Origin of the sequence: Amycolatopsis sp. cmx-11-32 (assembly GCF_047608695.1) — a bacterium.
GTDB lineage: Bacteria > Actinomycetota > Actinomycetes > Mycobacteriales > Pseudonocardiaceae > Amycolatopsis.
Genome location: NZ_JADNQN010000011.1, coordinates 233903 through 256410, shown reverse-complemented (window position 1 = coordinate 256410; position 22508 = coordinate 233903). Strand labels below are relative to the sequence as shown.

At 68.1% G+C, this 22508-nt stretch carries 24 protein-coding genes; 16 read left to right on the top strand and 8 right to left on the bottom strand.

The window, feature by feature from the left end; translation table 11 throughout:
• From ACM6LR_RS29485 to ACM6LR_RS29435, 11 genes are all read left to right on the top strand, one after another.
• Nucleotides 1-168: a DUF6222 family protein gene (locus ACM6LR_RS29485; protein ID WP_414940674.1), complete on the top strand. Its 168-nt coding sequence runs from the start codon at nucleotides 1-3 to the stop codon at nucleotides 166-168.
• Nucleotides 165-1871: an acyl-CoA carboxylase subunit beta gene (locus tag ACM6LR_RS29480; protein ID WP_414940673.1), complete on the top strand. Its 1707-nt coding sequence runs from the start codon at nucleotides 165-167 to the stop codon at nucleotides 1869-1871. Before ACM6LR_RS29485 ends, ACM6LR_RS29480 begins: the two co-directional genes overlap by 4 nt.
• A 10-nt stretch (nucleotides 1872-1881) precedes the next feature.
• Nucleotides 1882-2073, top strand: coding sequence for an acyl-CoA carboxylase epsilon subunit (locus tag ACM6LR_RS29475; RefSeq protein ID WP_414940672.1), 192 nt, complete (start codon nucleotides 1882-1884; stop codon nucleotides 2071-2073).
• A 436-nt stretch (nucleotides 2074-2509) separates the two neighbouring features.
• Nucleotides 2510-2659, top strand: coding sequence for a hypothetical protein (locus ACM6LR_RS29470; RefSeq protein WP_414940671.1), 150 nt, complete (start codon nucleotides 2510-2512; stop codon nucleotides 2657-2659).
• A gap of 112 nt (nucleotides 2660-2771) precedes the next feature.
• On the top strand, nucleotides 2772-3080 hold the full coding sequence (locus ACM6LR_RS29465) for a DUF6235 family protein (protein ID WP_414940670.1): 309 nt from the start codon (nucleotides 2772-2774) through the stop codon (nucleotides 3078-3080).
• 276 nt (nucleotides 3081-3356) lie between these two features.
• Nucleotides 3357-3842: a DUF6423 family protein gene (locus ACM6LR_RS29460; RefSeq protein ID WP_414940711.1), complete on the top strand. Its 486-nt coding sequence runs from the start codon at nucleotides 3357-3359 to the stop codon at nucleotides 3840-3842.
• A gap of 8 nt (nucleotides 3843-3850) precedes the next feature.
• On the top strand, nucleotides 3851-5167 hold the full coding sequence (locus tag ACM6LR_RS29455) for an FAD-dependent oxidoreductase (protein ID WP_414940669.1): 1317 nt from the start codon (nucleotides 3851-3853) through the stop codon (nucleotides 5165-5167).
• Nucleotides 5160-5636 carry a DUF6187 family protein gene (locus ACM6LR_RS29450; RefSeq protein ID WP_414944969.1) on the top strand — a complete coding sequence of 159 codons (477 nt, stop codon included), beginning with the start codon at nucleotides 5160-5162 and terminating at the stop codon, nucleotides 5634-5636. The genes ACM6LR_RS29455 and ACM6LR_RS29450 overlap by 8 nt, the downstream gene beginning before the upstream one ends.
• Complete coding sequence (locus ACM6LR_RS29445) at nucleotides 5608-6162, top strand: carboxymuconolactone decarboxylase family protein (RefSeq protein ID WP_414944968.1); 555 nt, start codon at nucleotides 5608-5610, stop codon at nucleotides 6160-6162. Before ACM6LR_RS29450 ends, ACM6LR_RS29445 begins: the two co-directional genes overlap by 29 nt.
• A 266-nt stretch (nucleotides 6163-6428) precedes the next feature.
• Nucleotides 6429-6620 (top strand): hypothetical protein, encoded by a 192-nt coding sequence (locus ACM6LR_RS29440; protein ID WP_414940666.1) that lies wholly within the window; start codon nucleotides 6429-6431, stop codon nucleotides 6618-6620.
• 231 nt (nucleotides 6621-6851) lie between these two features.
• Nucleotides 6852-7460 (top strand): DNA-binding response regulator, encoded by a 609-nt coding sequence (locus ACM6LR_RS29435; protein ID WP_191259245.1) that lies wholly within the window; start codon nucleotides 6852-6854, stop codon nucleotides 7458-7460.
• A gap of 100 nt (nucleotides 7461-7560) precedes the next feature.
• On the opposite strand, the gene ACM6LR_RS29430 is transcribed toward ACM6LR_RS29435, so the two are convergent.
• Complete coding sequence (locus ACM6LR_RS29430; protein WP_414944979.1) at nucleotides 7561-9906, bottom strand: sensor histidine kinase; 2346 nt, start codon at nucleotides 9904-9906, stop codon at nucleotides 7561-7563.
• A gap of 394 nt (nucleotides 9907-10300) precedes the next feature.
• Between ACM6LR_RS29430 and ACM6LR_RS29425 the strand changes: the two genes are divergently transcribed.
• Nucleotides 10301-10921, top strand: a complete 621-nt coding sequence (locus ACM6LR_RS29425; protein WP_414940665.1) for an L-threonylcarbamoyladenylate synthase — start codon at nucleotides 10301-10303, stop codon at nucleotides 10919-10921.
• Nucleotides 10922-10964: 43 nt separating this feature from the next.
• Here the strand turns inward: ACM6LR_RS29425 and ACM6LR_RS29420 are convergent, their stop codons facing one another.
• From ACM6LR_RS29420 to ACM6LR_RS29410, 3 genes are all read right to left on the bottom strand, one after another.
• On the bottom strand, nucleotides 10965-11651 hold the full coding sequence (locus ACM6LR_RS29420) for a winged helix-turn-helix transcriptional regulator (protein WP_414940664.1): 687 nt from the start codon (nucleotides 11649-11651) through the stop codon (nucleotides 10965-10967).
• A gap of 57 nt (nucleotides 11652-11708) precedes the next feature.
• Nucleotides 11709-12500 (bottom strand): AfsR/SARP family transcriptional regulator, encoded by a 792-nt coding sequence (locus ACM6LR_RS29415; RefSeq protein WP_414940663.1) that lies wholly within the window; start codon nucleotides 12498-12500, stop codon nucleotides 11709-11711.
• Nucleotides 12501-12668: 168 nt separating this feature from the next.
• Nucleotides 12669-13274 (bottom strand): response regulator transcription factor, encoded by a 606-nt coding sequence (locus tag ACM6LR_RS29410; RefSeq protein ID WP_414940662.1) that lies wholly within the window; start codon nucleotides 13272-13274, stop codon nucleotides 12669-12671.
• A gap of 445 nt (nucleotides 13275-13719) precedes the next feature.
• Here ACM6LR_RS29410 and ACM6LR_RS29405 point away from each other — a divergent pair, with 445 nt between their 5' ends.
• Nucleotides 13720-14715 carry a DUF1702 family protein gene (locus ACM6LR_RS29405; RefSeq protein ID WP_414940661.1) on the top strand — a complete coding sequence of 332 codons (996 nt, stop codon included), beginning with the start codon at nucleotides 13720-13722 and terminating at the stop codon, nucleotides 14713-14715.
• A gap of 303 nt (nucleotides 14716-15018) precedes the next feature.
• On the opposite strand, the gene ACM6LR_RS29400 is transcribed toward ACM6LR_RS29405, so the two are convergent.
• Nucleotides 15019-15717, bottom strand: coding sequence for a helix-turn-helix domain-containing protein (locus ACM6LR_RS29400; protein ID WP_414944967.1), 699 nt, complete (start codon nucleotides 15715-15717; stop codon nucleotides 15019-15021).
• A 478-nt stretch (nucleotides 15718-16195) separates the two neighbouring features.
• On the opposite strand from ACM6LR_RS29400, the gene ACM6LR_RS29395 reads away from it, so the two are divergent.
• Nucleotides 16196-16801 carry a response regulator transcription factor gene (locus tag ACM6LR_RS29395; RefSeq protein ID WP_414940709.1) on the top strand — a complete coding sequence of 202 codons (606 nt, stop codon included), beginning with the start codon at nucleotides 16196-16198 and terminating at the stop codon, nucleotides 16799-16801.
• A 7-nt stretch (nucleotides 16802-16808) separates the two neighbouring features.
• On the opposite strand, the gene ACM6LR_RS29390 is transcribed toward ACM6LR_RS29395, so the two are convergent.
• Complete coding sequence (locus ACM6LR_RS29390) at nucleotides 16809-17903, bottom strand: carboxylate-amine ligase (RefSeq protein WP_414940659.1); 1095 nt, start codon at nucleotides 17901-17903, stop codon at nucleotides 16809-16811.
• Between the two features lie 135 nt (nucleotides 17904-18038).
• Between ACM6LR_RS29390 and pip the strand changes: the two genes are divergently transcribed.
• Nucleotides 18039-18983, top strand: coding sequence for a prolyl aminopeptidase (pip, locus tag ACM6LR_RS29385; RefSeq protein ID WP_414940658.1), 945 nt, complete (start codon nucleotides 18039-18041; stop codon nucleotides 18981-18983).
• A 177-nt stretch (nucleotides 18984-19160) separates the two neighbouring features.
• Here the strand turns inward: pip and ACM6LR_RS29380 are convergent, their stop codons facing one another.
• Both ACM6LR_RS29380 and ligD (ACM6LR_RS29375) read right to left on the bottom strand, forming a co-directional pair.
• Nucleotides 19161-19961 (bottom strand): DUF4097 family beta strand repeat-containing protein, encoded by an 801-nt coding sequence (locus ACM6LR_RS29380; RefSeq protein ID WP_414940657.1) that lies wholly within the window; start codon nucleotides 19959-19961, stop codon nucleotides 19161-19163.
• Between the two features lie 103 nt (nucleotides 19962-20064).
• A complete protein-coding gene (ligD, locus tag ACM6LR_RS29375; RefSeq protein WP_414944966.1) occupies nucleotides 20065-21024 on the bottom strand; it encodes a non-homologous end-joining DNA ligase in 960 nt (319 codons plus the stop codon).
• Between the two features lie 46 nt (nucleotides 21025-21070).
• On the opposite strand from ligD (ACM6LR_RS29375), the gene ligD (ACM6LR_RS29370) reads away from it, so the two are divergent.
• Nucleotides 21071-21988, top strand: a complete 918-nt coding sequence (ligD, locus tag ACM6LR_RS29370) for a non-homologous end-joining DNA ligase (RefSeq protein WP_414940654.1) — start codon at nucleotides 21071-21073, stop codon at nucleotides 21986-21988.
• Nucleotides 21989-22508: the final 520 nt, after the last annotated feature.

Below are 22508 nucleotides of genomic sequence, written 5' to 3'. Positions count from 1 at the left end.
ATGACCACCAACGAATCCGCCACGCCTGCCCCGGCCCTCTCGCCCGAGCGGCCGCCCGTGGTGACCACGATGCCTCGGCTCGGGCGGGGGGTGTGCTGGCGCGACATCGTGCGCGAGATCGAACTGGACGAGCTCGAGCGTGAGGCGCGGATGAAGGAGGCGGCGTGACCCTGCAAGGCGATCCGGGCGCTCAGCGCACGGAGGACTCCGAGGTGGTGCCGCTGCCGGAAGACCGGCTGCGGCACCACCGGATCCCGAGGGCGACCGACGGGCAGGTGATCCCGCTCGCCCGCGGCGCCGAACCGGTCTGGGTGACTCCCAAACCGACGATGCCGCTGTTGCGTGGCCAGCGTGACGAATTGCGTGAGCACATCGTCGACGGACGGCTCGACGGCGTCCGGCGGCAGCACTCGCTCGGCAAGCACACCGCGCGTGAGCGGCTGGATCTGCTGCTGGACCCCGATTCCTTCACCGAGGTCGAGCTGTACCGGCGGCATCAGGCGAGCGGGCTCGGGCTGGCGGAGAACCGGCCGTACACCGACGGCGTCGTCGCCGGTTCGGGCACCATCGACGGACGGCGGGTGTTCGTCTACGCGCAGGACTTCACCGTCTTCGGCGGGTCGCTCGGCGAGGCGCACGCGGCGAAGATCCACAAGGTGATGGACCTGGCGATCTCCACCGGTTCGCCGTTGATCGGGCTCAACGACAGCGGGGGAGCGCGGATCCAGGAAGGCGTCATGGCGCTCAACGGCTACGGCGGCATCTTCCGCCGTCAGGTCGAGGCGTCCGGCGTCATCCCGCAGATCAGCGTGGTGCTGGGGCCGTGCGCGGGCGGGGCGGCGTATTCGCCCGCGCTCGCGGATTTCGTCTTCATGGTGCGCGACACCGCCCGGATGTACCTGACCGGGCCGGACGTCGTCGAAACCGTGACCGGGGAACGCGTCAGCCACGACGAACTGGGTGGCGCGGACGTGCACGGCGCGTCGTCCGGCGTGGCGACCGTGGTGCACGACGACGAGGAGACCTGCCTAGCCGACGTCCGCTACCTGGTGTCGCTGCTGCCGTCGAACTACCTGGAGCCCGCACCGCGCGAGCCGTCGCAGGACGCGGGCAAGGACCGGCGGCCGCGGTTCGCCGAGCTCGTCCCCGTGGAGCCGAACAAGCCCTACGACATGCGGGACGTCTTCGCGGAACTGGCCGACGACGGCGAGTTCTTCGAGCTGCACGAGCGGTGGGCGCAGAACGTACTGTGCGCGCTCGCGCGGGTCGACGGACGCGTGGTCGGCCTGGTCGGCAACCAGCCGGTGGTGTTCGCCGGCGTGCTCGACGGCCCGGCGTCGCAGAAGGCGGCGCGGTTCGTGCGGTTCTGCGACGCGTTCGGCATCCCGCTGGTGACCCTCGTGGACGTCCCCGGCTTCCTGCCCGGCGTCGAGCAGGAGCACTCCGGGATCATCCGGCACGGCGCGCAACTGCTGCACGCCTACTGCGAGGCGACCGTGCCGAGGATCCAGGTCATCCTGCGCAAGGCCTACGGCGGCGCGTACATCGTGATGGACTCGCGGTCCATCGGGACCGACTTGTCACTGGCCTGGCCGACCAACCAGATCGCCGTGATGGGTGCCGAGGGCGCGGTGAACGTGCTGTTCCGCAAGGACCTCGCGGCCGCGGCGGACCCGGACACGCTGCGCGCCCACCTGGTCGGGGAGTACACCGCGGAGTTCATGAACCCGCAATACGCCGCCGAACGGGGCCTCGTGGACGACATCATCGACCCGGCGGACACCCGCTCCGCCGTCGCCAGGGCGCTGGACATGCTGCAGGACAAGCGGAAGGCGGCGCCTCAGCGCAAGCACGGCAACCACCCGATCTGAGGGGAGGACCATGTCACCGTCCGAAAAGGACACCGCACCGGTCTTCCGGGTCCTGCGGGGGGACCCGGAAGACGCCGAACTGGCGGCGCTCGTCGCCGTCGTCACCGCGCTCGCGGCGGCGGCACCCCCGCCGCCCGCACCCGCGTGTTCAGCCTGGTCCCCACCCGCTCCGGCGACCTGGCGTACCTCCGCCCTGCGCTGAAACCCGCACCTCGCGTGATCGGACGGACGACACGCGTGATGGGACGGCGAACTCGCGTGATCAGACGGACAACTGGTGAGTTGTCCGTCTGATCACGCGAGTTCGCCGTCTGCTCACGCGTGTCGTCCTCTTTGTGCCGCGCTCACGGCCGGTCCCGTTGCTCGGGGACGGCCGGATCGGGCCATGACAGGCCCAGCAGGTCGATGTCCAGTTCGTCGTCGGCGTAGATCTCGTACGGGTCGAGGCGCTCGGTCATGGCGTACTCCTAGGGTTTTCAGGTATCCCCAGGGCATCACCGGTACCCCCTCATCGGCGACTTGTTATCTGCTCATGCGGATCTTCAGCGGTCCTCGAGCACACCACGATCGGCTTCCGACCGGACGGGTCCATCCTTGGTTGTCAAGTGAGCTCTTCATCGAAGGCCGGGAGGAACGTCATGACGGCACAGATGCGAATTTGGGTCGTGGCCGATGATTTCGACCCGCGCGGGATCACCGGGACCGAGGAGACGGCCACCGCCTGGGAACCGAGGCGGAGCGCCGAAAAGGAGCCCCCGGCCGACCACATCGTCCTTGGCTACAACTAGCGCCATGAGCCACGACCAGCAGAGACAGCAAGAACAAAGAAGACCACCGGGTATCGCGCGCGGGAGAATGAAGATTCCCCGTGACCCGGCGAGACCTCGAGGAGGCCTTCGGATGGCTATGCGCCTCCAGCTCACGTCGGGTTTGCAGGTGCTGGAAGAATGGGCGATCAACGCCCCGCAGGCCGACCGCAATGTTATCTACGAAGCTCTCTTCGCGGTAGCCGACGGATCCGCTTTCCTCATCTACGACATTTTCGGAGATGGCCGGGATCCGCATCAGTTCATTATTCTGGTGAAACACGACCTCGTCATCAGAATAGGGCTCTGTAGCGCCGATTCCTCGTTCGAGATCGTCTATATCGGCGCACTGGAGCAGGGTACGCCCGCCGCGGTCTGGGCTGAGGACTCCGACGGCTCCTGACCTGGTAAGCAGGTGGGTGAGCCCGAGAAGACCAGGCTCCATGCCGCCGAACGGCCCAGTCCCGGCACTTGTACCGGCAGTCTTTCGCAGTAGTGGATCATGTGTTCCTCATCTTGACATCTTCCACTTCGGCATGAAATTCTTCGGTTGTCTGCGGATTAAGAAATTCTGCCGTATGAAAATTGTGGTTATCGAGGTCTGGAGGCAGGAAAGATGTCGTCACCTGAATTCGCGGGACTGGACGTTTCCACGCGGGTACGTGCGCGTGACATTCAGATGGCAGGCGTCGCCGACGTCCGTCGCCGGGTGCTGATGATCTCCGGCGCGATCGACACCACCGACCACGACGTCTCCGTCAGCGTCAACCTGCCGGAGCCGGGCCGCTGGCAGGTGATCAAATCCGAGACCAACCTGACCGACAAGACCTGGGTCGCGATGCAGGTCGTCACCGACGAGGACTCGACCTTCGTCGACGACGCCGACACCCTCGTGCTTTCCCGCCAGTTCTCGAAGTCCTTCATGACGCCGGACCTGCGCCGCCTCACCTTCTACGACGGCGAGGTCCGCCCCGGTGAGGCCGTGCTGAAGGTGTACTCGCTGGACGCGGGCGGCCGGAAGCCGACCTACTCCTACTCCCGCTACAGCCCGATCGCGACCGACACCGCCGAGCGGTCCCAGCAGACACTGGACGAACTGATCAGCAACGGGATGAAGCAGCGTCCCGTGATCGAGCTGATCGTCCCGGTGACCGTGATCGGCTGAGTGTCCCGGTGATCACCTTCGTTCCGGGACCCCATCTGCTCGAATCGCCGCGCGGCCGGGAGTGGCCGGTCCTGCCCGCCACCCGCGCGGCCACCACCCCCGAACCGCCGCGCGGCGCCGACGTCGTCATCGTCGGTGCCGGCCCCGCCGGGCTCGCGGTCGCCTCCGCGCTGTGGCACCACGGCGTGCGCGACATCGTCGTCGTCGACCGCGACGGCCGCCCCTGTGGCCGGTTCTTCGACCGTGTCGACCTGCTCGGCCAGCGCGTGCTGCGATCGCCGTACGAACACCACCCCGGCGTCGAGGGCTACCGCGACTGCGAACTGCTGGACTTCGCCCGGCTGCACTGGTCGGTGCTGACCCCGGTGGAGCGCCGGGAGATCCGGATGGCCCAGGCCGGGCATCGCTCGGTCGTCCCCGTCGACGTCTTCGAGGCCTACTGCACGCATCTGGCCGCAAGCCACCACGTCACGGAACGGACCTGGCGCGGTTCGGTCCGCGAGGTGCTGCCGACGTCGCAAGCCGTCACCGTGCGCGCCGACCGGTTCTCCGTCACCGCGCGCCACGCGGTGCTGTGCCTCGGCGAGGAGCGCCGGTCCGCACCGGACCCCTGGTGGGGCGGCGGTTATCCGCCGCGTGGCGTGAGCTACTGGGACGAACCCGTTCCCAGCGGCGGAAAGCGGCTCGCCGTCGTCGGTGCCGGCCTGACCGCCGCGCATCTGATCACCAACGGTCTCGCCCAAGGCCGAGAGGTGCACTGGGTCGTCCGTGAAGCGGGCGAGCGGTACCAGTGCGCCGACGTCAACTCGTCGTTCTTCCGTCCCGAAGGCCGTGCTCGCTTCGACGGCGTGAGCTGGTCCGACCGGCTCGAACTGATGGGCCGGTTCCGCCGCGCGTCGATCATGTTCGAGTTCAGGCCGATACTCGAAGCGGCCGAAGCCGAAGGGCGGCTGGTCGTGCATCGCGGCAAGGCGATCACGAAGGTGACGCCGGGCGTGGGCCTCCACCTCGAAGACGGCTCGGCGGTCACGGTCGATCACGCCGTCTTGGCACTGGGCACGACACCGTCGATCGGCGACGGCCTGATGCCCGACGAGGCCGTCCTGGAACGCGGCGGCTGGCCTCGGCTGGACGAGCGCACGTTCGCCTACGTCGGCGCCCCCCGGGTCTTCGCCGTCGGCGCGGCCGCGGGGATGGCCTTGGGCCCGGCCGCTCGCAACATCGACGGTCACCGCGTCGCCACCGCACGGGTCGCGGCCGCCGTCGCCGAAAACCTGCGGCGGGACGCCCCGCTGCGCGCCGCGAAGGACGTCGCCCGTGTCTGAGCCCTACGACTCCCGGTTCACCCTGCCCTCGGTCGACGACGACCCGTCGACCGAGGCGGGCGTGATCCTGATGGGTTTGGACGCCGAGCGCCTGCTCGCCGGTGTCGGGCTCGCGCGGATCGCCGACGAGCCCGCACTGGTCGCACTGGCCGTGGACCAGGCCCGGCACGACGCGCTCGCCCTGGACATCGACGCGCTGATCGAAGCCGGGATCACCCGCTGGCGTGCGGTCCGCCCGCTGATCGCGGCGGGTCCGGAGATGACGGCGGCCGGTTCCCTTCGCAAAGAATGGGTACAGACCACCGCGCGGGTCACCGCCACGGTACCCGGGTCGGGACCGGCTTCGGTCGCCTGCCTGGCGGCCTGCTGGCTGCGCCGCGACGACGTCGACAGGTTCGCCGAACACGCGCGGACGCCGGAAAAGGGGAGTGGTACAAGCGATGTCCTATCTCGAGTCTTTGCCGACTGACGCCACGCTGCTGCAGGTCTTCCAGAAGTTCCCCGCCCCGGCGTCGAAACTGCTGGACTTCCACGAACTGATCATGCGGGCGCCCTCGGCGTTCGGCGCGGGGGAGCGGGAACTGATCGCCGCGTACGTCTCCGGCGTCAACGATTGCCGGTACTGTCACGGGGTCCACACCGTCACCGCGGAGGCTTTCGGTGTGCCGGAAGGACTTCTGGCCGCCGCACTGGCCGATCTAGACTCCTCGCCCGTGGACGAACGCATGAAGCCCGTGCTGGCCTACGTGGGCAAGCTGACGCGGACGCCGTCGAAAGTGACCGACGCCGACGCCGAAGCCGTGTTCGCGGCGGGCTGGGACGAGACCGCGCTGCACGACGCCGTCCTCGTCTGCGCCTTGTTCAACTTCATGAACCGGATGGTCGAGGGACTCGGGATCCGCGCCGACGCCGCGTACGCGAAGACGTCGGGCGTGCGGCTGATGGAGGGCGGGTACGCGGGTCTGGCGAGGCTACTCGCCGAGGCTAACGATTAAGCCATTCGTGTCATAATCTCGGTCAATTGACCACACTCGGTCACTGTCGCTCGAGAGGTGGCACCGGTCGCGTTCGGTAATCGGATCTCGGGCCTGTCGCGCCGCCCGACGGCCAGGATCGCGGAAGCGGAGCAGTCCAGGAGAACCTTCTGGCGTAGGTGAAAAGCACACTCTCGCGATGATTCCTGGCACTGGCCGCGTACCGGCCCCGGGAAGCACGATTTCTTCATCGAAGGAAGTCCATCGCAACGCCTGGGAGCAACTCGATGAAGAACGCAGTGACCGACAACGTCCGCTCGCTTCTCGCCGTCCGAGGGATCGACACCGATTCCGCCGGGGGCCAGGTCGACCTGGTGATCGACCGTTTCGACAACTGGACGAACCGGCCGGGCGGCCAGGTCTTCGACTGCTTCACCGGCGCCTGTTGTACCGCTCCGCCCCTGGCCGAGGCGAGCTGAGCGCACCCCGCCCGCCGCCACTCGCGTCCCGAGCGCGAGTGGCGGCACGCGTGTTCATCCATGTGGCGACGGAAAGTCACCGACAGACTGCGGAAGCCGTAGTCGCAGGACACTTTTGCCCTAACCTCGCCGAAGCGGACCAAACAAACTCACCACCCGAACGGTGGAACGCGTTCCGTCCAACCGTGTTTATCTTGGGGGCCACGGGGGTGTGCGGGGAGGGCGGGCGCGATGGTGATCAGAGTTCTCGTGGCCGAAGACATGCACATCGTCAGGGGCGCGCTCGTGGCGCTGCTGCGGCTGGAGCCGGACATCGAGGTGGTGTCCGAAGTGGCGTCCGGTGACGAGATCCTGTCCGCCGCGCGGACTTCGCGCACCCAGGTCGCCGTCATCGACATCGATCTCCCCGGCAAGGACGGTCTCACCGCGGCCACCGAACTCCACGAGCAGCTTCCCGAGGTCAGAACCCTGATCTTGACCAGCCTCGGCAGGCCGGGCACGCTCCGCCGGGCCCTGGCGGCCAAAGTGAACGGGTTCCTGTTGAAGGACGCCCCCGCGGAGAAACTCGCCAACGCCGTGCGCGGCGTGGCGGCCGGACGGCGGATGGTCGACGGCGATCTGGCGCTCGCCGCCTGGGACACCGTGGAATGCCCGCTGACCCCGCGCGAGATCGACGTCCTGCGGCTGACCGCGGAAGGCCGCGACACCCTGGAGGTCGCGGCGAAGGCCTTTCTCTCCACCGGAACCGTGCGCAACTACCTGACCACGATCGTTTCGAAGCTCAACGCGCGCAACCGGGTCGACGCGATCCGCATCGCCAAAGAGTCCGGCTGGATCTAGACCGTGTCCGGCGGCGATCTCGCGTGCTCAAACCCCGCACACGTGAGTGCGGTGTCCAGTCACGCGAGTTACGCCCTGAGCACGTGAGTCGGGCGGAGGGTCAGACCGGGACCACCGCGCGCAGCCGGAACCGCCCGTCGGCCTCCACGCCGGCGGTCAGCTCGCCGCCGAGTCCGGCGACGCGGTCGGACATGTTCGTGATGCCACTGCCCGCGGCCTCGACCCGCACCGGTTTCCCCGTCTTCGGCCGCCCGTTTTCGACGCCGTCGTTGACGATGTCCAGTGAGACGCCGTCGCCGATCCGCCGCACGGCGATCTCGCAGCGTTCGACCTTGCTGTGCCGCAACACATTCGTGACGCCCTCGCGCAGCACCACGGCCAGCACGGTGCGCACCGTCGACGGCAGGTCCTCGTGCTCGATCTCCAGCCGCACCTGGACGTCCGCGGCCACCAGCACCGCCTGCGCCGATCGGGACTCCTGGTCCAGCGACAGTTCCCGGTAGCCGCTCGCCACCGAGCGGACGTCGGTCAGGGCCTGCCGGGTCAGCCCGAGGATCTCCAGCAGCTCGTCGGAGGCCCGATTCGTGTCGATGTCCATGATCCGGCTGGTCAGCTCACTCTTCAGCGCGATCGCCGAAAGGCTCATCCCGAGCAGGTCGTGCAGGTCGCGGGCGAAACGCAGCCGCTCCTCCGCGACCGCGACCTCGGCGAGCCGTTTCCTGGTCTCGCCCAGTTCGGTCACCAGCCGGATCAGCCAGATCAGCCCGAAGACCATCAGCCCGGTGTTCAGGATGGACGCGAAACTGTAGAAGCCGCCGAGGAAGTCGGTGCCGTATTCGATCCGGATCAGCACGACACCGGCGGCGGTCGCGGCGAACGCCGTCCACCCCGCCAGCGGCGGCAGCACCAGCAGCGCGGTGCCGGCGAACAGGCTGGGCAGGCTCTGCCAGGTGCTCCCGAGCGGGATCAGTGGCAGGAAGACCAGGCAGGCCTGGACGAACAGCAGCGCGTAGCTCTGCCGTGAGCGCAGCCGGACGTTCGGCCGGGCGAAATAGGACAGTTGCAGCGCGATCAGCGCGGTGAGGTAGCCGGCGGTGAACGCGATGTACCAGGTGTCCTCGGTCAGCGCGATCCAGAAGTCATGCCCGGTCAGCATGAAGGACCGGGTCAGCGCGGAAAGACCGAAAAGGATGAAGACCACCGTCAGCGTCCATTGGACGTTCCTGGCGTCGATCCTGGACCAGTGGCCCGGCCCCTGTGCCAGCGCCGTCTCGGCAGGTTCGACCTGATCAGGCACCGGGAGTTCGGCGTGCAACCGCCACCGGCCCGCCGCGTCGGGGCCCGCGCTCAACGTGCCGCCGTGCCCGGAGACCTCTTCGGTCACCTCGCGCAGGCTCTCGGCTGTTTCCTCCGGGACGTCCTCGTGCGCCGTCCCGTCGTGGACGATCTCCAGCGAGACCCGGCCCTCGTTCTCGCGCACGGTTATCTCGCAGTGCTCGACGCCGGTGTAGCGGAGCACGTTCGTGACGCCCTCCCGCAGCACCTTCGCCAGCAGCGTGCGCAGCTTCACCGGCAGCTCGACCTGTTCGAGGTCGACCCGCACGGCGACGTTCGACGCCGAGAGCAGCGAGACCGCGGTCCGTGATTCCTTGTCGAGCGACAGCTCCCGGTAACCCCTGGCCACCGAGCGCACGTCGGACAGCGTCCGCTGGGCGATCCCGGTGATCTCAGCGAGTTCTTCGCGCGCCTGGTCCAGCGACTTGCGCAGCAGCCGGTGCACCAGTTCACCCTTGAGGGCGATCGCGGAAAGGCTGAGGCCGAGCAGGTCGTGCAGGTCCCTCGCGAACGCCAGCCGCTGTTCGGCCACGGCGCGGCGCGCCAGTTCGGTCCTGGCCTGGTGCAGTTCGGTCACCAGCCGCGCGAGCCAGGTCAGCAGGTACACGACCAGCGCGTAAAAGATCGCGGTGATGCTGTCGAACACCGCGCCGAGCACGGTGTCGTCGTAGGTCCACAGGATCCACGTCGTGCCCGCCATGAACACGGTGAACACCGTCCAGCCCGTACGCGGCCGGAAGAGCAGCAGCGCGCTGCCCGCCGCGAGGGTGGTCAGCGAGCTCAGCGCCGCCTCGAAGTGCAGGGTCGGCAGGTAGGCCAGGCACGCCTGGACCACCAGCATGCCCTTCGCGAGCTTCGTGTCCAGTCGGACCGCGGGACGGCTGAAGTACAGCAGCTGGATCGCCAGCACAGGCCCGACGTACAGCACCGCGAGCAGTCCATGCCAGAAGTCCACCCCCGGCCGCAGTAGCACCGCGAGGAGGCCGAACAGGCAGGAGTTGACGAAGACGACGGTGATGATCAGTCCGGCGAGGAACAGCGCGCGCCGGGGGCGCCGATCGATCCCGGCGGTCCCCAGAGGTTCGGCGGTCACCGCGAGCTGTTCCGGCACAGGCACCCCAGTAATAACAGGAGACGTCTTACGCTTCGTCGTGCTTCGCCCTCACGACGGCCGAGGGCGGGCGCCGCACGACCTTCCATCGCGGTGTATTCGGATCCTAACCCATGCTCGTTACCCCGGTTGATCGTTCAGGGTAAGGGAGAACGGCGAACAGGGAGACGTTTCCCCGCCGGGGACAGGGAAAATCCCGCCGTCACCCGTGCGGGTGTGGGACGTTCGCACCACGCGAACGATCGCGGAACACGCCACGATGGAAGAGGCGGGCTCCACTGTGTACCGAAAGCGTGTACCGACAGCGTGTACCGACAGCGTGAACCGACAGCGTGAACGCCACGCCGGGTGGCCTGTCGCGGCGGGAGCGGGCCGGTGGCCCTAAGCTCGGCGCATGGCCAGGTATTTCGACGTACATCCGGAAAATCCGCAACGGCGCGCGATCGGACAGGTCGTCGACATCCTGCGCGGAGACGGACTGATCGCGTACCCGACAGACTCCTGCTTCGCACTGGGCTGCCAGCTGGGGAACAAGGACGGCATCGACCGCATCCGGAGCATCCGCAAGCTCGACGACCGCCATCACTTCACCCTGGTGTGCCAGGACTTCGCCCAGTTGGGCCAGTTCGTGCACATCGACAACGCGGTCTTCCGGGCGATCAAGGCGTCCACACCGGGCAGTTACACGTTCATCCTCCCGGCAACCAAGGAGGTACCGCGCCGCCTGCTGCACGCCAAGAAGAAGACTGTCGGCGTGCGCATCCCGGACCACGTGGTCACCCAGGCGCTGCTGGGCGAACTCGGCGAACCGCTGTTGTCGAGCACGCTGCTGCTGCCCGACCAGGAGGAGCCGATGACCCAGGGCTGGGACATCAAGGAGCGGCTGGAGCACGTGGTGGACGCGGTGATCGACTCCGGCGAGTGCGGGGTCGAACCCACCACGGTCATCGATTTCTCGGCAGGTGAACCGGAGATCGTGCGGCGCGGCGCCGGCGACACCTCGCGTTTCGAGTGACCGCGGCGGGACCGGTCGCCCAGGTCCCGCCGCGCAAGCCTCTTCAGTGCGTGACGAGCCCTTCGGCCTTCGACGGCGCCGAAGGGATGTGGAACAGCCGCGTGAACAGCTCCAGATGCGCCGGGTCACCCTTGATGGCCACCGCGCCGCAGGTGAGCGCGCTCGTGGCGTCCAGCTCGCCGTTCAGCAACTTGAGCATGAGCGGGCCACTCGGCTCGATGACGATGTCCGGGTCGGGGTGCGGGCCCTCGCCCGCGGTCACCGCGCCGTCCTCGACCACCGCGTGGACGATCATCTGGTCGCCGTAATGCAGCTCGAACGACCCGTGGACGCCGTGCGCCTCGTCCGGCTGGAACGTCGTGTACAGCGACAGGATGGCCGCGTCGAGGGTGAACAGGTCGTCCGCCCCGGGGTCGGTGAGCGAACGGGCGCCCCACAGGCCCAGCTGCAGCAGGATCTGGTCGAGGTCGTTGCCGTACTCGGTCAGCTCGTAGACCACCCCGGCGTCGAGCTGGGAGAGCACCCGGCGCTGGACGACGCCATGCCGCTCGAGTTCGTTGAGCCGGGTCGACAGGATGCTCGTCGGGATCTTCGGGAGGCCCTGCTGCAACTCGTCGAAACGCTTCGGGCCGAGCACCAGGTCGCGGATCACGAGCAGGGACCAGCGTTCCCCGATGATCTCGAGCGCGCGGGCGAGGCCACAGAACTGGCCGTAGGTGCGAGCGGTCATGCTTGACTCCTCAACTTCCTTGATCTGGCGGGTGGTGTTCGTTCGCCGGTCCGGCGATCAGCGGATCGGATGTCCCTCGGAGAGCAGTTCGCGGTGCAGCTCTCGCAGTTCGGCGCAGGGTTCCACCCCCAGTTCGTCGTCGAGCCTCGCCCGTAGCCACTCGTAGGACGCCAGCGCGTCGCTGCGCCGCCCGCTGAGCCCCAGCGCGCGGATCAGCTGGGCGTGCAGGGTTTCGTCGAACGGGTTCGCGGTGGTCAGCGACCGCAGCACCCCGAGCATCTCCCGGTGCCGCCCGGCGCGGATCTCGGCTTCGATCCACAGGTCACGGGCGTTGCGCCGGTGTTCGAGCAGATAGACGGTGTAGGCGGCCAGCGTCGGTCCACAGTGGATGTTGGCGAGCGGGGGACCGGACCACAGGTCCAGCGCGGTACGGAACGCGTGCGCGGCCGCCGCGTTGTCGCCGTCGGCCAGCAGGTCTCGGCCGAAGCGGTGCAGTCGCTGGAACTCCGACACGTCGACCACGGCGGGGTCGACGTCCAACCGGTACCCTGGCGGGCTGGTGACCAGCAGATCACCGCCGGGGCCGAGGTGACGGCGGAGGTGGTGGACGTAGGTGTGCAGGGTCCGGCGGACGCTGCGTGGGGGAGTGTCGTTCCACAGCTCGTGGACCAGGGAATCGACGTGGACCGTCTTGCCGGGGCGGACGAGCAGCATCGCCAGCAGCTGCAGGAGTTTCGGCGTGGTCGGTGCGCGATCGGCCCCGCCGGCGTGCAGTTCGAGCGGGCCGAGGAGCCGCGCGCGCACCGCGACGTTCGCGACGTGTCCCGGTTCGGTACTCATCCCGTGCATCCCCTGCCCCTCCGGCGGACTCCCCCTCTGTGACGGTGACAGAGGGAGAACCTTCGGAACAGTGCCGGAAACACCCGGGGAACCGTGATTTCTTCGTTGCGTCGTATGCGATCGTCACGACTTGGAGCGCGGGACCGTTCGTGACAAACGAGAAGACGCGCACGTTGGTCAAAGCCATTCGGAGTCGGTGGCGATGCGGATGGCGTCGACCCGGTTGCGGGCGTTGAGTTTCGTGACCACCGTGGCGAGGTAGTTCCGCACGGTTCCCGGTGACAGGAACAGTTCCGCCGCGATGTCGGCGACGGTGCGACCGTTCGCGGCGAGACGGAGGATCTCGGCTTCCCGTGGCGTCAGTGGGCAATCTTCCGTTTCCCAGGCGGAAAGCGCGAGTTCACTGTCGATGACGCGGCGGCCGATGGCGACCGAGCGGACGGCGTTCGCGAGCTTGTCGGCGGGCGCGTCCTTGAGCAGGAAGCCGTTGACCTTCGCGTCGAGCGCGCGGCGCACGGTGCCCGGACGGCCGAGTGAGGTGAGGATCAGCGTACGGACGCCGGGAAGTTGCTGGTAGAGCTCGGAAGCGGCGGTGAGTCCGTCCTTGGCCGGCAGGTCGATGTCGATGATCGCGACGTCCGGGAGGTACTCCGCGGCCATCGGGAGGATCTTGTCCCCCGAGCAGACCTCCGCGACGACCTCGATGTCCTGCTCGAGGTTCAGCAGCGCGACCAAGGCGCCGCGGACCATGTGCATATCTTCGGCCAATAGGACTCGGATCACTCCGACCTCCTCTTCCCCAAATGCGCTAACTCTCAGTGTACATAGCAAACCCGGAAGAGTGAATCTGAATCGCACGATACAAGGTTGTGCTTTTTTCTGCGTCCTGCTCAGCCGATCAGGGCCCTGATGAGCTGCGACGATGTCAAAGCTTCGAAGATCATGCCCTGCCATGAAAGAGCGACTGATCGATTACCCAGCGTCAGGCCAGTAGACGGTAAAATTGCCGCCATAAGGACTTTCCATTCCCGGGTGAGTACGTTCCACTCCGGTGAATTCGCCCGGCGAACGGGTGAAATCGCCATTTTCGACGGCGGGGGATGGACTGTTCGGCGGTACCGGCGCCGACCTCGATCGACCGTCGAGCGGTCGCCGACCACAACGTGGTCTCCTCGGCAAGAGCCGAGTTCGCGCGCGAAGCCGCCACTATCCACAAAGGACGTATGTGATGAGTTCATTGCCGGGTGCCCTGCGCAAGGTCCTGTTCGCACCCTCGCTGGCTTCGGTCGGTTTCGAGGGACGAGGCTTCGGGGTCCCGCCGACGCCGGCGACCGCCCGGCTGGAGTCGATCCCGCAGTCGGTGGTGTGCGGGTTCGAGTGGGGGATCGACGCGCCGGCGCTGTGGGAGGCTGAGCGACGGCTGGACATGGTCGAGCCGGAGATGCGCGGGTTCGCCTACGAAGGCGCGGCGATGGCGTTCACCATCCTCGACGTCATGCCCGGCGGCCGGAGGGACCGCACGGCCGAGCTGATGAGCGGCCCCGGCCTCCCGCACGTGTTCCTGACCTACATCGGCATCGGGTTCGCGATGGCCCGGCTGCCGCGGCCGCTGTGGAAGAAGGTGCTGCCGGACCTGGACGGCGTCCCGTTCCACCCGACGATGAGCTGGCTGGCGGTCGACGGCTACGCCTTCGACCGCGCCTACTTCGACACGCGCAAGTGGGTCGACGAGCAGTTCGTCCCCAAGCCGTACCCGTGGGCTGGCGCACCAGCGTACTTCCCGCGCGCCTGTGACCAGGGTATCGGTCGGGCGCTGTGGTTCATCAACGGCGCCGACCCGGTGAAGGTCGCCGCGGCGGTGAAACGCTTCCCGGCCGAACGCCGTCCGGACCTGTGGAGCGGGGTCGGGCTGGCCTCGACCTTCGCGGGCGGCTGCGATCAGCCGGGGCTGACCAGGCTGCGCGAGTCGGCGGGGGAGCACCAGGACGAACTCGGCCTCGGCGTCGTGTTCGCGGTGAAGGCGAGGACGTTCTCGTCGTTCGTCCCGCCGCACACCCGCCGCGCGGCGCGGACGCTGGCCGGGCTGAGCATCGAGGAGGCCGTCGACCTCGCGGACTCGACCGAGGTCACCGCGAACGCCGCGGACGGGACGCCCGCCTACGAACTCTGGCGGCGGAACATCCGGGATGGCTTCGCTCCCTCGGCGGGCCGCCTTTCTGCCTAGTGTCGCGTGATCCTGCTTGTTTGACGTTGGGTTTCGTTCCTCGGACGGCGATCTCGCGTGCTCAGACGGCGGTTACGCGTAATTGGACGGCGATCTCCGGAGATCGCCGTCTGATCACGCGTAAGACCTGCAGGATCATGGGACACCAGTGGTCAGAACTCGAGTGTGCGGGGTTCAAGCACGCGAGTTACGTCTCTGCACACGTGAGTGCGGTGTCTGAGCACACCTGGGGCGCCACTCGGTGACGCAGAAGGGGCCTCTGAGACGGATCGCGTCTCGAAGGCCCCTTCTCGATACTGAGGGTCAGGCGGCGTGCTTGAACGGCTCCGGCCGTCGCCGCAGGTCGGGCAGCGCGAGCAGGACCGGCGGGTCGAACAGGCGCTTGGGGCGCATCCGCAGGTCCGCCAGCCTCGCGGTGACGCCCGGTTCGACGGTGATCGGGCCGTGGTGGCCGGTGAAGCCGGTGCCGCGGCGCGTGAGCGGTCCGGTCACGCAGTGCGCGACGAGGTGCCAGGTGCCTTCCGGGACATCGGTGAGCTGATAGGGGCCGGGGACGTCGATGACCGTGTGGCGCACGGGAGCGCCCTCGGGGATACGCGTCGGGAAGAGGCCGATGAAGACGAGGCCGGGCGAGATCTCCGGCGGCGCCGACACGAAACCGCGGACGATCGCGGGCTTCGCGCCGGGAAGGGCTTCGCCGGCCAGCCGTCGCTGGAAACCGCCCTGCTGGCGGTACGCGGAGGGGGAGAGGCCGACGCGGCCGCTGAACCGCGTGCTGAAGGTGCCGACACTGTTGTAGCCAACGCGGTGGCTGATGTCGGCGACCGTGATCGAGGTCGTCAGCAGCAGGCGCTTGGCCTCGTCGAGCCGCAGCGCGGACAGGAACCGGCCGGGCGAGACGCCGGTGGCCTGCTGGAACACCCTGGTGAAATGGAATTTGCTGAACGTCGCGGCGCGGGCGATGTCGTCGATAGTGAGCTCTTCGCCCAGTTTCTCGTTCATGGCCCCAATGGCTCGCTCCACGGCTCGCCGGACAGTCGCATCCATTGTACCGTCCTTTCGCTCGAGGAATTCTGGCGTGCTTTACGGTTTCGACAGTAGTGTCCGCCGCCGCTTCTCCTGAAGTGCTTGATTCACCGCCGCATATGGATTCATGTGCGCGGCGACGTGAAAATTTCACGGGGTCCGGCGAGGGTGGGGGTCACCGGCGGCTTATGCGAAAACCACAGGTCGGCGATGGTGTGAACACTGGAGCTGCACGGCCGGGGGCCGCAAAATTCCTGGTAGCGCATTCACGCCGGAACTACCCCGGCCGTGTTGGCGCGGTCCGAAGAACGTATTCCCGCGGCAACACAGAACCGGCCCTTGACCGCGTCCCCCCGCGGCGGTCAAGGGCCGGTTTCCATTTCGCGGGACGGGTGTGTGAGGATAGTATTGTCGGCTCGTGGGGCGAGGCGCAGGCGAAAGGCAGATGGGGTCGATGATCAAGGTCCTGGTGGCAGAGGACATGCACATTGTCCGTGGGGCCCTGGTCGCGTTGCTCGGGCTGGAAGCCGACATCGAGGTCGTCGCGGAATGCGCCAGCGGTGACGAGATCCTTCCGCTCGCCCAGTCCACGCACCCCGACATCGCGCTCATCGACATCGACCTGCCCGGCAAGGACGGGCTCACCGCCGCCGCCGAACTGCACGAACAACTGCCAGGGGTTCGCACGCTGATCCTCACCTCACTCGGCAGCCCTGGAACCCTTCGGCGGGCGCTGGCCGCGAAGGTCAACGGCTTCCTGCGCAAGGACGCGCCTGCCGACAGGCTGGCCAACGCGGTCCGCGGGGTCGCCGCCGGGCGCCGCGTCGTCGACGGTGATCTGGCGCTCGCCGCCTGGGACAGCGAGGAATGCCCGCTCACGGCACGGGAGATCGAAGTGCTCCGGCTGGCGTCGGTCGGTTCCGACCCGACCGAGATCGCGGCCGAACTGTTTTTGTCCGCCGGAACCGTGCGGAACTACTTGACGACGATCGTGTCGAAGCTCAGCGCGCGCAACCGGGTCGACGCGGTGCGGATCGCGCGGGAGTCCGGCTGGCTGTGACGCCGGTTCACCTGGCCGGGACGTTCATCGTCGCGAAGGCGAGATGCGCGGCGAATTCGCCGGGGGAGGCCGCCTCCGCGAACAACCGGCGTTGCCGGGTCGCGCCGGTCCCGTGCTCGAAAAGCGAGTGCAACCCCTGCTCGACATCGTCGAGGTCGCCGGCCGCCTTGAGCGCCGGCCGGACGAAATCGACGAGCCTGCCGAGAAGATCGCGCTGATCGGCCTCCCTGCCGGTGAAGACGTCGATACCCGGCCCGTCGAGGCCCCGGCGTGCGGCGGCCGTCAGTGCCGCGCCGATCCGGGCATTGCGAACTCGTGGAAGTCCCGTCGTCCCGGCGCAGGTCGCGACCAGCCCGCGCACCAGCGCCGCGAGGAGCACGGCGTCGTCGACGGCCAGGCAGACGTCGGCGATCCTGACCTCCACCGTGGGATGGCGAGGGGAAAGCCTGGCATAGAAGTAGACGCCGCCCGCGTCGAGGGCGGTGCCGTGGCGCAAGGCGTCCCCGACACTGCGGTCGTAGGCGGCCGCACCAGGCCATTCGTCGGGCGGTTTCGCCGTCGGCCACCGGTCCCAGATCGGGAACCGCCTGCTCGACCACCCGGAATCGGCGCCGTTCTCGACCGGGGAGTTGACACTGATCGCCAGCAACGGGGCGAGCCACGGCCGCAACCCGGCGAGGACCCGCGCGCCGAGATCCCGCGACGGCAAACCGACGTGCACATGGCAGGCACACGTCCCCGCGTCGTCGATCAGGTCGGGGAACGCCTTGGCCATGCGCCGGTACCGGGGTTCGGGCGTGAGCGTGTCCCCCCGCAGACCGGCGGGGGGCATCCCCGTCGCCACCATCAGGCAGCCGTCGGCCTCCGCCGCTCTCGCGACGGTCTGCCGCAGCCGTGTCAGTTCCGAGCGCACCTCGTCCAGGCTGTGGCAGATCCCGGACGCGGTCTCGATCTGGAACAGCATCAGCTCACCGGTGACGTCCGGCTCGGCGAGGTGTTCGAGAAGTTCGGGCGCGCGTAACGCGACCGAGCCGTCCAGCGGATCGAGGAGGACGAACTCTTCTTCCACGCCAAGGGTGAACATCGTGCCGTCAACCGCCATGGCTCCCCGTCTCTGGTGGTTTTTCGCCGGTACCGATGAATCTGCCCCTCTCGGCGTCGCGAAGAAAGGGCCGGTGTGCTGAACTTCGTTGCGGGGAGGGTGTTTCGCGACTCACTGACGGTCTAGCCTGAATCCATGATCAACCCGTATCCTCCCGCGGAGCCTTACGACAAGGGACTGCTCGATGTAGGTGACGGAAACCTCGTCTACTGGGAGACCAGCGGGAACCCGGACGGGAAACCGGCGGTCATGCTGCACGGTGGCCCAGGTCAGGGGTGCACGCCGGGCATGCGGCGGATGTTCGACCCGGCCCGCTACCGCGCGGTGCTGTTCGACCAGCGCGGCTGCGGCCGCAGCACCCCGCACGCGAGCGACCCGGCGACCGGCATGCGGCACAACACGACGGACCACCTCGTCGCCGACCTGGAACGATTGCGCGAACATCTGGGGATCGAACGCTGGCTCGTCACCGGTGGCTCGTGGGGCACGACGCTGGCACTCGTCTACGCCGAACGGTTTCCGGAGCGGGTCACGGAGATCATCGTCAGCGCCATCAGCACCACACGGAGTTCCGAGATCGACTGGCTGTATCGCGGCGTAGGCCGGTTCTTCCCCGAAGAGTGGGCGCGCTTCCGTGGCGACCTTTCCGGTGACCTGGTCGCGGCCTACGCGCGGCTCATGGAAGATCCCGACCCACACGTGCGGACCGAGGCGGCTCGGTCATGGTGCGGGTGGGAGGACACCGTGCTGTCGCTGGAGCCCGGCGCGACCGTCCACAATGGCCCGATCGGCGAGTGGGAGCTGGCTTTCGCTCGCATCGTCACGCACTACTACTCGCATCTTGGCTGGCTGGAGCCCGGCGCGGTGATCCGCGACGGGAGTCTGTTGCGGGAAATTCCCGGCGTGCTGATCCACGGCCGCCAGGATTTGAGCTGCCCGGTGGACACGGCCTGGGAACTCGCCCGAGCCTGGCCCGGCGCGGAATTGCTGATCGATGACGGGTCGGGCCATCGGTCGAGTGACGTGAAACGGGCCTGGAAACTGGCGGCGCTGGACCGATTCGCCGGTCGTGAGTGGTGAGGACGGTCAGGGCCAAGAGTGTCTCAGGTGCCTACCGGGTGCCGTGTCGCGAAAGCCACTTTCGGAACATCAGACGTCCCGAAAGTGGCTTTCGCGACACCCGGCTTATGTCCTGAAGTGCAGGCTGGCGGTGAAATCGCAAGTAGTCGACTAAATGCGATCACCACGACCACGCCCTCAGGCGGCCGCGCGGCGGATGACGATATCGTCGAGCCGCGTGCGGGCGTAGACCTTGACGCCGCCTTCGCCGCTGTCCTCGCCGAAGGAGCTGTGCACCGAACCCTTGGTGCTCTTGGCATCCACCGACGCGGTGTCTCCGTCGACACCGACTTCGATGCCCCCGGACGCGTTCGCCAGTTCGGCGCCGCGCGACAGCCTGCCGACCCGGATCGGGCAGTTGGCCGCCTTCGCGACGACGTCGCCGTCGGCGCGGTCGATGTCGAAACTTCCGCTCGAGCCGGAGAGATCCAGATCGGCGTGGGCGTGCCCGATCCAGACCTTCCCGGTGGACCCCGCGTACCGGACCGTGCCCTTGGCCTCGCCGATCCGCAGGCCGGCCGCGCCACCTTCGAGGTCGACGGTTCCGGCGACGTACCCGAACGCGACCTCGCCCGCCGCCAGGTTGCCCCGCACCGTCGCGACGCGGTCGACCTGGACCCGGCCCGACGCCACCTCCAGCACGCAGTCGCCGAACCGGCCTTCGGCGCGCACGTCCGACCACGCCGTGTTCAGGACCAGCCGGGAACCGTCGGGCACCTCGATCGTGATCGCGACCGAACCCGCCTTGCTTTTGGCTTTCTTCGTCTCGATCGACAGCTCTCCGCCCGCGAAGCCGACCTTCACGTCCGACTTGCTCGTGCTGTCGATCGGCTCGACCAGCACCACCGTGTCCGAACGTTCGCTCGCGGCGACACGCACCCGGGCACCCGCGGTGGTCAGCGTGACGGTGATCGGCTTCGGAGTGGGGAAGACAGACATGATGGAAACTCCCTCTTGGTGGTGATCTCTCGGTGATGAGAGCAACGATCACCGACCGGACTGACACCGGACCGCCATGGCACTGACACGCCGGGGACACGCCCTAAGAAGGCACTTTGACGTCTTCGGGCGCCTTGTCCGCCCGTAGCCCTCGCCAGGTCGTATGCCGTAGCCGCCTGTCCGGGGTCCAGTTCCGGTGCAAGACCTCCCCGACGAGTTTCGGCGCCACCCAGTGCACCCGCCGCGCCCGATCACGCGGGACCTCCGAAGCGAAGGGTGGCGTCTTCCGCTCCAGCGGGGTGAGCCGGCCATGCAGCTCTTCGAGGGCCTCGTCGCTGAACCCGGTCCCGACGTCCCCGACGTACCGCAGCTCACCGGCCTCGTCGTGCGCGCCCAGCAGCAGCGCGCCGAATGTCCCCGCGCGCCGTCCCTCACCGGGGCGCCAGCCGCCGATCACGACTTCTTGGGTGTGCCACAGCGCCCGTTTGATCCACTGCCGCGTCCGCTTGCCGGGGTAGTACCGGCTGTCGAGCTTCTTCGCGATCAGCCCTTCGAGCCCGTGTCGCCGGACGACTTCGAGCAGCCGATCGGGCGAGATGTCGTCGTCGGTGTAACCCGGTGGGATGACGATGCGGCCGCCGCCACCCAACGACGTCACGAGTTCGCGACGGGCCGCGTAGGGCTCGTCGAGCAGGACGGTGCCGTCGAGAAGCAGCACGTCGAAGGCGAAGAAGTGCACTGGGCTGCGCTCCAGCAGCGACGCGTCCGGCGTGCGCAGGTGCCGCGTCTGCAGCAGCGGGAAACTCGGCCGCCCCTGGTCGTCGAGGACGACGATCTCGCCGTCGAGGACGGCTTCGTGGCCGTCCAGGGCTTCGCCGGTCACGTCCGGGTACGTCGCCGTGATGTCGAGGCCGCGCCGGCTGGTCAGGCGTGTCTCGCCGTCGCGCGCGACCCGCAGGCAGCAGCGGTAGCCGTCCCATTTGTATTCGTACCCCCACCCGCCGGTGGGCAGGTCACCGTCGGTCGCCAGCATCGGGGCGATCGCGTCCGGTAAGGTACTCATGCCTCACGGTACCCCGGAAACCCCGCCGGTGATCTATCGTCGAAGGGTGCCTGATGAGCGGATAACGGTCGAGGTCGAGGGACGGCGGCTGGGGCTGTCCAATCTGGACAAGGTGCTCTACCCGGCGCACGGTTTCACCAAACGCGAGGTCCTCGACTACTACCGCCGCATCGCCCCCGTCATGCTCCCGCATCTGCGCGAACGCGCCGCCACGTTCCGCCGGTTCCCGGACGGCGTCGACGGCGAACCGTTCTACGAGAAGAACGTTTCCCGGCACGCGCCCGAGTGGGTGCGCACCGCGCGGCTCACCAACCGCGGCCGCCGGGGCGGGGAGGAAACGCTCGACTACCCGGTGGTCGGCGACCTCCCGACGCTGATGTGGGCGGCCAATCTCGCCGCGCTGGAACTGCATATTCCACAATGGACGGTCGGGCCGCGCGGCGCGCGGAAAGCACCCGATCTGCTGGTGTTCGACCTCGATCCCGGTCTGCCCGCGGACGTCGTCGACTGCTGCCGGGTCGCCGAGACGCTCAGCGAACTGCTGACCGAAGACGGCCTGACCGTGTACGCGAAGACCAGTGGCAACAAGGGAATGCAGCTGTACTGCCCGGTGCGCACCCGCTCCGGTGAACGCACCTCCGAATACGCCAAGGCGGTCGCGGAGGAGCTCGCGCGCCGGTCACCGGAAACCGTGGTCGCCCGCATGACGAAGGCGATCCGCCCCGGCCGCGTCTTCATCGACTGGAGCCAGAACAACCCCGCCAAGACCACCATCGCGCCTTATTCGCTGCGCGGCCGCGCCATCCCGACCGTCTCCACCCCGGTGACCTGGGAGGAGGTCGAGGCCTGCCGCAAGGCCGCCGACCTGCTGTTCACCGCCGAGCAGGTGATCGAACGCGTGGAGGAGATGGGTGACCTGTTCGGCGACATCACCGAGCACCGCGCGGCCGTTCCCGCTCGTTGACCCGGATAGACCACTGTGGACTCCAGCCCGTTCCGCATACCGTCGACGGAGCGGGCGGGCGGGGCTGCGTGCCCACCGGGCTCGTACCTCCGGGGCCGGTGAGGAGGTGGCTGTTGACCGGGTGTCACACACTGGCCGAGACCGAGAACGCCGTGCGGGCCAAGCTGGGCGGCATCCCCCTCTTGTGGGAGCGGATGGAGGGCGGCCAACCTTCACCGCGCGGCCACGGCGGTACGGCTGCACTTCGAGAACTCGGTCCTGCGCACCGCGGGGCTCACCTGGACCGCGTTCGTGGTGCTCTGGGTGAGGAAGACCCTGGAAGCGCACGGGACTGGTCACCAGGCGCAAACATCCCGTCGAGGGACGGCTGGGGCTGCTCGCGCTGACGGCGGAGGGCGAACGGCTGCTGCGGGAGATCGTCAAGCAACTGGAGGACAAGGGCGAGTAGCGGCGTCAGGCGGTGGCGACGCGGGGGAGCTGGCCCCTACCGAAGACGGTTGCGCGAGGCCTCCGGCGACTC